Origin of the sequence: Raoultella sp. T31 (assembly GCF_002806725.1) — a bacterium.
Lineage (GTDB): Bacteria > Pseudomonadota > Gammaproteobacteria > Enterobacterales > Enterobacteriaceae > Klebsiella > Klebsiella electrica.
Window position 1 is genome coordinate 38281 of sequence record NZ_PIBO01000008.1, and the last position, 11819, is coordinate 50099.

Here is an 11819-nt window from a genome sequence, read left to right on the forward strand (position 1 = left end):
AGTTAATCTCCATGTAGCGTTACAAGTATTACACAAACTTTTTTGGGATGAGAATATTTTTTTTCGGTAATACGCTTATTTTTGATCGTTCGCTCAAAGAAACATCGAATTTGACGGAGTAGTTTAAAAATCTTTGTGAAAACAGCACGCTTCCATCGGATTCATCTTAGATAATCTCTCATTAAATAGTAAATTCCGATTTGCATTTTTATTAAGCGTCGCCAGGGATGAATAAAAAAAAAGCGCCTGCAAGAGGCGCCTTTAAAAACGAATTAACCTGTAAATTATTACAGCACGTGCACGGATGCGGTATTGGTGGTTCCGCTCGGGACCAGTGCGCCAGAGACCATAACAACCACGTCGCCTTTACGCGCCAGGCCGCTCTGCAGCGCCAGTTCTTTGCCGAGGATGTAGAAATCGTCGGTAGAGGAGAGCTGGTCAACCAGCTGCGGCACTACGCCTTTGGTCAGCACCAGCTGACGGGCGGTGGTTTCGTTGGTGGTCAGCGCCAGGATGGTGGCATCTGGGAAGTATTTACGCACGGCGCGTGCAGATTTACCGCCCTGGGTGGCGACAACAATCAGCGGAGCTTCCAGTTTTTCTGCGGTTTCTACCGCACCACGACACACGGCTTCGGTGATGCGCAGCTTACGGTTGTCGTTGTTGAACTCCAGGCGGCTGGTCATCACGCGATCGGTACGCTCGCAGATGGTCGCCATGATGGTGACGGCTTCCAGCGGGTATTTCCCTTTGGCCGATTCGCCGGACAGCATGACCGCATCGGTGCCGTCGAGGATGGCGTTGGCTACGTCGCCGGCTTCTGCGCGGGTCGGACGCGGGTTTTTGATCATCGAATCCAGCATCTGCGTTGCGGTGATAACCACTTTACGCGCGCGGATACATTTTTCGATGATCATTTTCTGGGCGAAGATAACTTCTTCAACCGGGATTTCCACGCCCATGTCGCCACGTGCAACCATGATGCCGTCAGAGGCTTCGAGGATTTCGTCGAAGTTGTTCAGGCCTTCCTGGTTTTCAATTTTGGAGATGATCTGGATGTTTTCGCCGCCGTGCGCTTTCAGGTGCTCGCGGATTTCGACCACGTCAGAACGCTTACGGATAAAGGAAGCAGCAACAAAATCAACACCTTGTTCGCAACCGAAGATCAGGTCCTGCTTGTCTTTTTCAGCCAGTGCCGGCAGGGCAATAGAAACGCCCGGCAGGTTAACGCCTTTGTTCTCGCCGAGGTCGCCGTTGTTCAGCACTTTACAGATGACGTTCTGACCTTCGATGGCCGTCACTTCCATGCCGATCAGACCATCGTCGACCAGAACGGTGTTGCCGACGGACAGGTCGGTAGTGAAACCTTCATAGGTCACGGCGACGATTTCGTTGTTGCCGACGACGGATTTATCGGTGGTGAAGGTGAATGTCTGACCGGCTTTCAGGGAGACGTCATTGCCGCCTTCCAGCTTAATGGTACGAATTTCCGGGCCTTTGGTATCCAGCAGGATAGCCGCTGTCTTACCGGTTTTGCTCAGCACGTTACGCAGGTTCTTGATGCGTTGACCGTGTTCAGCATAGTCACCGTGAGAGAAGTTCAGACGCATGACGTTCATGCCCGCGTCCAGCATTTTGGACAGCATCTCTTCGGATTCGGTTTTCGGACCGATGGTGCAAACAATTTTGGTCTTTTTCATGAAAGTTTTAGTCTTTAAGTTGTGAAGGATATGGAAATATCGCTCCGTAGGCGCACGGCCGTGGAGTCAAACCTGTATTGCGAAAGTTGTTCTGCCACGCTCTAAGAATAGGTGACAACAAAAGAGCGTGCAGAAGAAAGTGTGCTGGCGGTTCAGCCCATGAAAAGAGGCAGTATTTTATGCGTTTAGTCGTGCAGTCCAATGCGCTGAAACCATTCAAGAAAGAATCGGGGGGCATTATACGACGTCGGAACAAAAAAGGAAAATGAAAACGACGTTTCATTATTCCCCATGAAAATGTAACAAAACTCGAACTATTTCAAATCTTCTTCGCAACACATTTTTTCATCAGCCGACAACAATAAACGCCACTATTATGCGAATTTCATCGCGGTTAACGCCTGGAAACAACGCGCTGGTATAAAAAGAGCACGCTGGTTTGATTTATCACGAAAAAATATTAATAATGATTTGATTGATAATGATAATTTGTGAGCCGAAAAGAATGGGAAATAAAGCCAGAGACGCCGAATTGTACGAGGAAATGTGCCGGGTGGTGGGGAAAGTGGTGCTCGAAATGCGCGATCTCGGCCAGGAGCCAAAACATATCGTGATTGCCGGGGTGGTGCGTACCTCGCTGGCCAACCCGAAAATCGCCCGCTCTGAACTGACCAAAGAAGCCATGGAGAAGGTGATCCACGCCTTATCCGGGCACGACTAGCCTTACTGCGCGCGGCTTACGCAGGCTCAGGAAATCACAAACCGCACGACCGCTTTCACCGCTATATCGCAGTGGTGAGCGATCATCTCCTCATCGTCGATAGCCGGCAGCGGGTCGTCGAGGAAGAGACGAGTGAAGGTGTAAAAGTTCGACACCTGATAAAAGCTAAAGCTGCTGATCAGCCGATGGACATCGCGCGCCTGTAGACCCTCCTGAAAAATTCCCTGCTGTTGCCCGCGCTGCAGAATGTCCTCCAGAATCGACAGGGCGGTTCGATTCAGCGGTTTCAACTGTCCCGATGACTGCAACCACTTACCGCGCTGCATATTCTCCATACAAATAACCCGCATAAAATCCGCATGAGTGGCGTGATAACGCACGCTCCAGCGCACCAGCTGCACCAGCGCTTCAACCGGCGGAAGCTGCTCCAGCCCAAGCTGCTGTTCGGTCTCGCGGATACGCGCATAGACATGTTGCAGCACCGCCTGATACAGCAGCTCCTTCGTTTTGAAGTAGTACACCACCATGCGTTTGGTTGTCTGTGCCTCGGTGGCAATCTGTTCCATGCGTGCCCCGGACAGCCCGTGTTCGGCAAAGACGACGATGGCGGCGGTAAAAATCCGTTCCTTCAGGGACTGCGCTTCATCATGAGCCACGACAGACATAACCACTCCTTTTTTCTGAGAGACAAAAAATACACATAATGATCACAAATTAGCAACCTCGCGTGGCGCGAATGAACCAAATGATTCATATTCGGGGCTCACGTCTGCTGATGACCCGAGGACCTATGCTGCGATCCATTGCCACCGTTTCGATTTCCGGCACCTTACCCGAAAAACTCCATGCTATTGCAGCAGCGGGTTATCAAGGCGTCGAAATCTTTGAAAACGATCTGCTTTATTATACCGGCACGCCGGCGGATATTCGCAATCTGGCGGCCGATTTAGGGTTAAAAATCACGCTTTTTCAACCCTTTCGCGATTTTGAAGGCGCCAGCCGCAGCCAGTTTGCGGCGAATATGGCGCGGGCGAAGCGCAAATTCGCGCTGATGCATGAGCTCGGCTGCGACACATTGCTCCTGTGCAGCAATGTGCAGCCGGACTGTTCCGCCGATGTTGCGCAGCAGGTGGCGGATCTCGCCGCGCTGGCGGCACTGGCGGAGCAGGAAAAGATAGTCATTGGCTACGAAGCGCTGGCCTGGGGAACGCACGTCAACCGCTGGTATCAGGCCTGGGAACGGGTGAAAAGCGTCAACAGCCCGGCGTTGGGGATTGTCCTGGATAGCTTTCATATTCTGGCTCGCGGCGACAATTTGCAGCGGTTGCATGAAGTCCCGGTGGACAAAATCACCTTCCTGCAGCTGGCGGATGCGCCGTTGATGAAGATGGACGTCCTTGAATGGAGCCGCCATTTCCGCTGTTTCCCGGGACAGGGGCAGCTGCCGCTGGTGGATTTTGCCTGCGATCTGACCCGCTGCGGCTATCGCGGCCCGTGGTCGCTGGAAATTTTCAATGACGGCTTCCGCGCTTCGCCGAATGGCGCAACGGCGAAAGATGGCTACCGCTCGTTACAATGGCTGGAAGAGCAGACCCGCCAACAGCTGGACGACAGCGATGCGTCGCTGTTTCAGGCCGCGACGCTGCCGGATTATCTCGGACTGGAATTTATCGAATTTGCCGCCAGCCCCTCGCAAGCGCAGGCTCTCGGCCAGCGCCTGTCGCAACTGGGCTTCGGTCAGGAAGGCCGCCACCGCTCAAAACAGGTGACGCTGTGGCGCAACGGCGGCGCGCGAGCGATTGTCAACGCCCAGCCGCACAGCTGGGCCGACCATTTTCACCAGCGCCACGGCGTCTCGCTGTGCGCGATGGCGCTGCGCGTCAGTCGCAGCGCGGCGATTATTGAGCGCGCCCGCGCCTATGGCTACGCCACCTGGCAGGGCGATGCCGGGCCGAATGAAAGCCCCATTCCGGCGATTTGCGCCCCCGACGGCAGCCTGATCTATTTAATTGAAGCCGGTGATGATATCTACACCCGCGATTTTCATCTGCACGACGCGCCGACGTTACGCGATGACTACAGCGGCATCGATCATCTGGCGCTGGGGATGGAGGCGGAGAGCCGTGATAACTGGATTACCTTTTTCCGCACCGTCTTCGGTTTCACCCTCGAACATGAACAGACGCTGCCGGACCCGTATGGTCTGGTGCGCAGTCTGGCGGTTCACAGCCCGCAGAGCAATATTCGCCTGGCGCTGAATATCTCCCAGAGCCGCGCCACGCAGATTGCCCGCTCGGTGGCCTGCTATCAAGGGGCGGGCTTGCAGCACGCGGCGTTTGCCTGCCATCACCTGCCGGCGACCCTCGACGCCCTGCCGCAGGTCTCCCTTCAGGCGCTGCCGATTCCGGCTAATTACTATGATGACCTGCTGGCGCGCTATGGCGAGACGGTGGACGTCGCGACGCTGCAACGTCTGCATATTCTCTATGACCGCGATCCGCGCGGCGGGGAGTTCCTCCACCTCTATACCCGGCCGTTCTCGGCAGGGCGCTTTTTCTTCGAATTGACCGAAAGACGCGATGGCTATGCCCTGTACGGCGCGGCAAATGCCGCCGTTCGCCTGTCGGCAATGCAGTACAGCTAGTGATGTATCAAATGGTTCGTTGGGCACAACATCGTCAATACAATAACAACATTCATCTGCACCCTACGACAGGAAAACGATTATGAACGCGTACAGCCATAACCACACGGCAGCGGCGCAAGCCGCGACCGCCGTGCCGCGCTCCCGGAGGCGGATTGGGATCCTCGCGCTGCTGGCTATCGGCACGATGATTAACTACCTCGACCGGACGGTGCTGGGGATCGCGGCCCCCAGCTTAACTTCCGAACTGGGGATTGATCCGGCGGTGATGGGGATCGTCTTTTCCGCCTTCGCCTGGACCTACGCGCTGGCGCAAATTCCCGGCGGCCTGTTCCTCGACCGTTTCGGCAACAAAGTGACCTACTTCCTGTCGCTGACGCTGTGGTCGCTGTTTACCTTGTTTCACGGTATGGCGATAGGGCTGAAAACTCTGCTGCTGTGCCGCTTTGGGTTGGGGGTCAGCGAGGCGCCCTGTTTCCCGGTAAACAGCCGGGTGGTCAGCGCGTGGTTCCCGCAGCAGGAGAGGGCCAAGGCAACGGCAGTCTATACCGTTGGGGAGTATCTCGGGCTGGCCTGCTTCTCACCGCTGCTGTTCTGGATTATGGGCAGTTTCGGCTGGCGGGCGCTGTTTATCAGCGTCGGCGTTGTCGGCGTGCTGTTTGCGCTGGTGTGGTGGCGCTGCTACCGCGAACCGCACGAAGATAAGCACCTCAGCCAGCAGGAGCGGGAGCATATTGTCAACGGCGGCGGCCTGGCAGCGGCGAGCGACCAGCAGACGGCTTTCAGCTGGCCGCTGGTGCGGCAGCTGCTGGGGAGACGGCAGATTGTGGGCGCCAGCATCGGCCAGTTCGCCGGCAATACGGTACTGGTGTTTTTCCTGACCTGGTTCCCGACCTATCTGGCCACCGAGCGGCATATGCCGTGGCTGAAGATGGGATTCTTCGCCATTCTGCCGTTCCTTGCCGCTGCCGGAGGGGTGATGTTCGGCGGCTGGCTCTCCGACAAGCTGCTGAAGGCCACCGGCTCGGCCAACCTCGCGCGTAAGCTGCCGATCGTCGTCGGTCTGCTGATGGCCAGCGGCATTATTTCCGCCAACTGGCTGAGCAGCGATCTGGCGGTGATTCTGGTGATGTCATTCGCCTTCTTTGGTCAGGGAATGGTCGGCCTGGGCTGGACGTTGATCTCCGATATCGCGCCGAAAGGGCTGGGCGGCCTGACCGGCGGCCTGTTTAACTTCTGCGCTAACTTAGCCGGGATCCTCACGCCGCTGGTGATTGGCTTTATCGTCGCGGCCTTCGGCGACTTCTTCTATGCGCTGATCTATATCGGCGGCGCGGCGCTCCTCGGCGTCGTGGCGTATCTGTTTATTCTGGGCGATGTCAAACGCATCGAGCTATCGCAGTAAAGGAGCAGGGGATGATAATTAGTGGTAATACGCGGCTGATCGCGCATCTGGGCTATCCGACCGGCGGCTTTAAGGCGCCGATGATCTACAACCCGTGGTTCGACCGACAGCAGGTGGATGTCAAAGTGGTGCCTACGGGGGTGAAACCGGAGGCGCTGGCGACGGTGGTTCCGGCGCTGTTTACGCTGACCAATATTATCGGCGCGCTGGTCACGATGCCGCATAAGATTGCCACCTGCGGGCTGGTGCATCGCTTAAGCCCCACGGCAGTCATTGCCGGCGCCTGCAACGCTATCCGCCGCGAGGCCGATGGCACGCTGAGCGGCGATATGTTTGACGGCGACGGTTTTGTGCTCGGTATCCGACGTAAAGGTTTTCGGCCTGAGGGGGCGCGGGCGCTGGTGGTCGGTTGCGGCGGCGTGGGGTCGGCGATCGCCGCTTCGCTGGCAGCGGCGGGGGTACGCGCCCTGACGCTCTACGATAGCCATGCCGATGCGGCGCATGCGCTGGCGAGCCGTCTGCGGCAACACTATCCGCTGCTGGATATCAGCCTGATGCAGCGCGATCCGCAGGGGCACGATCTGGTGGTGAACGCCACGCCGCTGGGGATGAAGGCGGGGGACCCGCTGCCGCTGGACCCTCAACGGTTGACGCCCGGCACCTGGGTGGGGGAAGTGGTAATGACCCAGGCCTTTACGCCGCTGCTGCAGGCCGCCGAGGCGCGCGGTTGTCCGGTTCAGCGCGGCACCGACATGCTGTTTGAGATGATCCCGGCCTATCTGCGTTTCTTCAACCTGCCGGTAGCGACTCCGGAGCAGCTGCGCGAGCTGGCGGAAATTCGCTACTGAATCGCCAACGGTCCGGTTACTATAGCGCTCTGTTTCCGGGCGTTTAGCGAGCAATCACGATGACCAGCGCAGTCGTTCTGCTGGCGGCGGGGAGCCTGAAAGGGGCGTTTATCCCGCTGCTGGCGCGTTTCCATCAGCAAACCGGTATTCTGGTTGAGGCCCATTTCGGCCCCGCCGGTTTGCTGCGCGAACAAATTGAAGGCGGGGCGGCGTGTTCGGTATTCGCCTCTGCCAACCGTCAGCATCCCCAGGCGCTGCGCCAGGCCGGGAGGGCGGGGGAATGCCATCTGTTTGCCCGTAACCAACTGATGCTGACCGCCCGTCGCGCCGCCGCCGGTGATATGGCCGACTGGCTGACGCTCCTCACTAACCCGCAGCTGCGTCTGGCCACATCGACGCCGGGCTGCGACCCGTCCGGCGACTATACCTGGCAGCTGTTTGAGCGCATTGAAGCCCGCTTCCCCGGCGTCGGCAGTGCGATGATGGCCCGCGCTCAGCCGCTGGTCGGAGGACGACAGTCGCTCAGCGTCCCGCCGGGCGAGACGGCGGGAGCCTGGCTTATTCGCGAAGGATTAACCGACCTGTTTATCGGCTATGCCCATTACGCCCGTCAGATGGCGCTGGCCGACGATCTGCGGACGGTCACGATTCCGGCGCAGTGGAATATCCAGGCCGATTACCTGCTGACCACCCTCGACGAGAGCGCCGGGGCGCAGCGGCTGTGTCGCTTTATTCTCGGCGCCGAAGGTCAGCACGCTCTGCAGGCTGCGGGTTTTTTGCCGGCTAGCGCCGAATCGTAAACTGCGGCGCCAGCAGCGGCATGTCTGAACCGGGGTGCGCAATTTTACGCACCGCCAGGCCGTAGGCGCGTTGCAGATGCGCCTCGCTAAGCACTTCCCCGGAGCGTCCCGCCAGCCACTCGCCGTCCGGCAGCAACAGCAGGGTATGGCTGGCGACCTGCAGGGCATGGGTGGGATCGTGGGTGGTGAAGAGTACGGTGCGCGCCTGGCGATGGGCCAGATCGCTGATGAGCTGCAGTACCACCTGCTGGTTGGACAGGTCCAGCGCCGAGCAGGGTTCATCGAGCAGGATATTCTGGCTGGCGCCCACCAGCGCGCGGGCAATCAATACCAGCTGCTGCTGGCCGCCGGAGAGCGAACGAAACGCGCGGTCGGCGAGATCGGCAATGCTCAACTGGCGTAAAGCCTCCTCGACCCGACGCTCATCCTCCACGGTTGGCTGGGCAAACAGATTGACTTGCCGGGCGCGGCCCATCAACACCACCTCCCGCACCTGCCAGTTAAACGCCGGGCGGAACGACTGCGGCACAATCGCTATCCCGCCTTCACTGTGGACACTCCCGCCCAGCGGTGGCAGCACGCCGGTGAGGGTGTCGAGCAGGGTGCTTTTTCCGCGCCCGTTGGCACCGAGCACCGCCCAGATTTCACCGGGCAGGCACTGCAGGCTGAGCGGCAGGAAGAGCGGCTGACGGTGGCCGTAGCACAGTGCCGACAGGCGAAGCGACATCTTCATCAGACCGCTCCCCGACGACGCGTATGGATCAGCAGCCAGCTAAACAGCGGGGCGCCGAGCAACGCGGTAATGATCCCGATGGGGATCTCCGCCTGGGTTAGCGAGCGGGCCAGATCGTCTACCGCGATCATAAACCCGCCGCCGAGCCAGAAGGCGGTGGGCAGCAGACGGCGATGGTCGGCGCCGACCAGCAGTCGCGCCAGATGCGGGATAACCAGCCCCATCCAGGCGATGCTGCCGCTGACCGCCACCTGCGCGGCCACCAGCACCGCGCAGCATAGCAGCACGCCGCGACGTAGCGCGGTCACCGAGACGCCGAGCCCGCGCGCGTCTTTCTCCTCCAGCGCCAGCAGGTTAATCCGCCAGCGCAGCGCGATCAGGACCGCGGCGCTGAGCAGCACCGGCAGCGCCATGAGCGCCACTTTGTGCCAGTTGGCGGTGGCGAAGCTGCCCAGCAGCCAGAAGACGATATTCGGCAGCGTCTCTTCGCTGTCGGCCAGATATTGCATCAGGCTGACGAGAGCGGCGAAAAAACCGCTGAGAATGATCCCGGAAAGAATCAGCACCAGCGTGTTTTCCCGCCCCTGCAGCGCCGCAATCAGGTACACCAGCATTAAGGCCAGCAGGCCGAAACCGAAGGTGGAGGTCATCATCAGCACACTGTCCAGCCCCAGCAGGATGGCCAGCGTGCCGCCAAAGGCGGAGCCGGAGGTGACGCCAATGATATGGGGATCCACCAGCGGGTTCTGGAACACGCCCTGCAACGCGGCGCCGCACAGACCGAGCGCGCCGCCGGCCAGCAGCGCCATGGTAACGCGCGGCAGGCGCACCGACCAGACGATTTGTCCGGCCACGCCGTCAGCAGGCGACAGGTGTGCCAGCTGGCTGAACACCTCGCTCAGGCTCAGGTGATACTGGCCGACGCACAGCGAGGCGACGGCAATCCACAAGGTGGCCAGCGCCAGCGCGCCTTGCAACAGCGCCGGGTGACGATTACTGAGCATCCGGCGTCCACTTCACGCGATAAAATCGCTGGTAATACTCCTGCGCTTTACCATCAACATCCACGCCGTTATAGCGGGAAGGGTACAGCTTTTTGGCCATCCACAGCTCGCCGAGGGCCAACGCTTCCGGCATCGGGTAACCCCAGGCTTTGGCATACTCCGGCATCAGCCAGACGCGGTGGTTTTTTACCGCATCGATTCCTTGCCACTGCGGGTCGGACTCGATCTGTTTGACCACCTGCGGGTAGCGGTCCTGGACAAAGATCACCTGCGGATCCCACTGTAAAACCTGCTCCAGCGATACCTGGCGCGCGCCCTTGACCGAGGCCGCCGCAACGTTCAGCGCACCGGCATGTTTCATCATCAGGCCGGTGTATTTGCCGGAGCCGTAGGTGTTGAGGTCCGGGTTGGCCATATAGACGCGTATCCGCTGGTCATCGGGGATATCGGCAACCGGCGCGTTGGCCTCTTTACGCGCCGCAAACACGGCGCTAATCAGCGTTTCCGCCTGGTTTTTACGATCGACCACCTCGCCAATCAGGCGAATACCCTGCTTTAACCCCTGGTTATAGGCCTGCTCTTCATCGGCCATCGACGGGTTCATCTTGTTTTTTTCACCTGCGGCGTCCTGGCGTAACGAGATAGCCACCACCGGGATCCCGGCGTTCTGAATCTGCTGAATCATCGCCTGCGGCGCATAGTTGGCGACAAACACTACCTGCGGATGCAGCGCCAGCAGGCTTTCGATATTGACCTGGGTTAAATCTCCCGGCGTCGGCAGCTGTTCAATCCCCGGCATAAAGCGGGCGAAAGCCGGGCCGAGCTGCTTTTTCCAGCTGCTCATTACGCCGACAATCTCATCGGCGGCATCAAGCTGCACCAGCAGATTGAGGGTCTGATGCTGGAGCACGACGGCGCGGGTAACGTGGTCAGGAAGCGTCACCTCGCGGCCGAGCTGGTCGGTGACGGTACGGTCGGCAAAGGCATAACCGGCAAACAGGCAGGCGCTGACCAGCGTCAGCCCCGGTAAGCAACGGGGTCGTTTTGACATGAGAAGACTCGGACAGGTGAGAAGAATCGCTGTATATTAAAATATATATCGCTGGCAGAAGCAATGCTTACCGGCCTGTCTACCCATTCAGAACAACTTTACTCGTAAAAAACCTCTTCTTCGGTCATTCGCGACTCGATCTGCGCGGCCACTTTTTGCAACGGCGCCAGATATTTCTGCGCCGCTTGCTCAAGGCTCATCGCTTTCGCGATATAAACCAGGTTCAGGCAGCCAATGACCCGCTGCTGGCTGCGGATCGGCACGGCGATGGAGGCAATTTTCTCCTCCTGCCGCCAGCTGCGAAAGTTTTCGCCGTAGCCCTGGCGCCGCGTGCGCTCAAGAATTGCCGCCAGCTTTTCCGGCTCCCGCGCCAGTTGATACTCCTCTTCCGGACGCGTCGCGAGGAGCTCGATCATCGCCTGGCGCTCATGATCCGGGGCGAAGGCCAGCCAGGTGAGTCCCGAGGCGGTCAGCAGCAGCGGGAGCCGACGGCCGACCATCGCGCGATGAAACGACAGGCGGCTGAAGCGGTGCGTGGTTTCACGTACCACCATGGCGTCAACATCCAGGGTGGAGATATCCGTCGGCCACAGCACTTCGCGCAACAGCTCTCCCAGCAACGGGGTGGCGAGGGCAGAAATCCAATGTTCGTCACGAAATCCTTCACTCAGCTGACGGATTTTGAGGGTTAAACGGAAGCTGTCATCGGATCGACTGCGGTGAACGTAACCCTCCTCCTGCAGCGTCTCCAGCAGTCGTCTGACGGTGGTGCGATGCAGGCCGCTAAACTCAGCCAGCGTGCTTACCGTGGCCCCGCCATCGAATTTATTTAACAAATTAAGTAACAATAACCCCCGGCTCAATCCGCGGACCGTTTTGTAATCCGTTTGGCTGTTTTCGCGCATGCTTCCTC

General features: G+C 59.0%; 11 protein-coding genes. 5 read left to right on the top strand and 6 right to left on the bottom strand.

What is annotated here, in order from left to right:
• Nucleotides 1–287: 287 nt before the first annotated feature.
• Complete coding sequence (gene pykF / locus CWM52_RS07855) at nt 288–1700, bottom strand: pyruvate kinase PykF (RefSeq protein ID WP_100683582.1); 1413 nt, start codon at nt 1698–1700, stop codon at nt 288–290.
• Nucleotides 1701–2205: 505 nt separating this feature from the next.
• Here pykF and fumD point away from each other — a divergent pair.
• Nucleotides 2206–2421: a fumarate hydratase FumD gene (fumD, locus tag CWM52_RS07860; protein WP_100683583.1), complete on the top strand. Its 216-nt coding sequence runs from the start codon at nt 2206–2208 to the stop codon at nt 2419–2421.
• Between the two features lie 26 nt (nt 2422–2447).
• Here the strand turns inward: fumD and CWM52_RS07865 are convergent, their stop codons facing one another.
• Nucleotides 2448–3086, bottom strand: a complete 639-nt coding sequence (locus tag CWM52_RS07865) for a TetR/AcrR family transcriptional regulator (protein ID WP_100683584.1) — start codon at nt 3084–3086, stop codon at nt 2448–2450.
• 125 nt (nt 3087–3211) lie between these two features.
• Between CWM52_RS07865 and CWM52_RS07870 the strand changes: the two genes are divergently transcribed.
• From CWM52_RS07870 to CWM52_RS07885, 4 genes are all read left to right on the top strand, one after another.
• Entirely contained in the window at nt 3212–5065 is a 1854-nt protein-coding gene (locus CWM52_RS07870) for a bifunctional sugar phosphate isomerase/epimerase/4-hydroxyphenylpyruvate dioxygenase family protein (protein ID WP_100683693.1), read from the top strand.
• A gap of 82 nt (nt 5066–5147) precedes the next feature.
• Nucleotides 5148–6470 (top strand): MFS transporter, encoded by a 1323-nt coding sequence (locus CWM52_RS07875; protein ID WP_100683585.1) that lies wholly within the window; start codon nt 5148–5150, stop codon nt 6468–6470.
• A gap of 11 nt (nt 6471–6481) precedes the next feature.
• Nucleotides 6482–7318 (top strand): shikimate dehydrogenase family protein, encoded by an 837-nt coding sequence (locus tag CWM52_RS07880; RefSeq protein WP_100683586.1) that lies wholly within the window; start codon nt 6482–6484, stop codon nt 7316–7318.
• A 59-nt stretch (nt 7319–7377) separates the two neighbouring features.
• Nucleotides 7378–8118, top strand: coding sequence for a substrate-binding domain-containing protein (locus CWM52_RS07885; protein ID WP_100683587.1), 741 nt, complete (start codon nt 7378–7380; stop codon nt 8116–8118).
• Here the strand turns inward: CWM52_RS07885 and CWM52_RS07890 are convergent.
• The 4 genes from CWM52_RS07890 to CWM52_RS07905 all read right to left on the bottom strand — a co-directional run bounded on the left by CWM52_RS07890 (nt 8102) and on the right by CWM52_RS07905 (nt 11811).
• Nucleotides 8102–8851 (bottom strand): ABC transporter ATP-binding protein, encoded by a 750-nt coding sequence (locus CWM52_RS07890; protein WP_100683588.1) that lies wholly within the window; start codon nt 8849–8851, stop codon nt 8102–8104. The genes CWM52_RS07885 and CWM52_RS07890 overlap by 17 nt on opposite strands.
• On the bottom strand, nt 8851–9855 hold the full coding sequence (locus CWM52_RS07895; RefSeq protein WP_100683589.1) for a FecCD family ABC transporter permease: 1005 nt from the start codon (nt 9853–9855) through the stop codon (nt 8851–8853). Before CWM52_RS07895 ends, CWM52_RS07890 begins: the two co-directional genes overlap by 1 nt.
• Nucleotides 9845–10906 (bottom strand): ABC transporter substrate-binding protein, encoded by a 1062-nt coding sequence (locus tag CWM52_RS07900; protein ID WP_100683590.1) that lies wholly within the window; start codon nt 10904–10906, stop codon nt 9845–9847. The genes CWM52_RS07895 and CWM52_RS07900 overlap by 11 nt, the downstream gene beginning before the upstream one ends.
• A gap of 98 nt (nt 10907–11004) precedes the next feature.
• Complete coding sequence (locus tag CWM52_RS07905; protein ID WP_100683591.1) at nt 11005–11811, bottom strand: DNA-binding transcriptional regulator; 807 nt, start codon at nt 11809–11811, stop codon at nt 11005–11007.
• Nucleotides 11812–11819: the final 8 nt, after the last annotated feature.

Excerpts from the sequence above, each read along its gene's own strand:
- pykF (WP_100683582.1), bottom strand. The coding sequence starts at position 1,700 with ATGAAAAAGACCAAAATTGTTTGCACCATCGGTCCGAAAACCGAATCC.
- fumD (WP_100683583.1), top strand. The coding sequence starts at position 2,206 with ATGGGAAATAAAGCCAGAGACGCCGAATTGTACGAGGAAATGTGCCGG.
- CWM52_RS07865 (WP_100683584.1), bottom strand. The coding sequence starts at position 3,086 with ATGTCTGTCGTGGCTCATGATGAAGCGCAGTCCCTGAAGGAACGGATT.
- CWM52_RS07870 (WP_100683693.1), top strand. The coding sequence starts at position 3,212 with ATGCTGCGATCCATTGCCACCGTTTCGATTTCCGGCACCTTACCCGAA.
- CWM52_RS07875 (WP_100683585.1), top strand. The coding sequence starts at position 5,148 with ATGAACGCGTACAGCCATAACCACACGGCAGCGGCGCAAGCCGCGACC.
- CWM52_RS07880 (WP_100683586.1), top strand. The coding sequence starts at position 6,482 with ATGATAATTAGTGGTAATACGCGGCTGATCGCGCATCTGGGCTATCCG.
- CWM52_RS07885 (WP_100683587.1), top strand. The coding sequence starts at position 7,378 with ATGACCAGCGCAGTCGTTCTGCTGGCGGCGGGGAGCCTGAAAGGGGCG.
- CWM52_RS07890 (WP_100683588.1), bottom strand. The coding sequence starts at position 8,851 with ATGAAGATGTCGCTTCGCCTGTCGGCACTGTGCTACGGCCACCGTCAG.
- CWM52_RS07895 (WP_100683589.1), bottom strand. The coding sequence starts at position 9,855 with ATGCTCAGTAATCGTCACCCGGCGCTGTTGCAAGGCGCGCTGGCGCTG.
- CWM52_RS07900 (WP_100683590.1), bottom strand. The coding sequence starts at position 10,906 with ATGTCAAAACGACCCCGTTGCTTACCGGGGCTGACGCTGGTCAGCGCC.
- CWM52_RS07905 (WP_100683591.1), bottom strand. The coding sequence starts at position 11,811 with ATGCGCGAAAACAGCCAAACGGATTACAAAACGGTCCGCGGATTGAGC.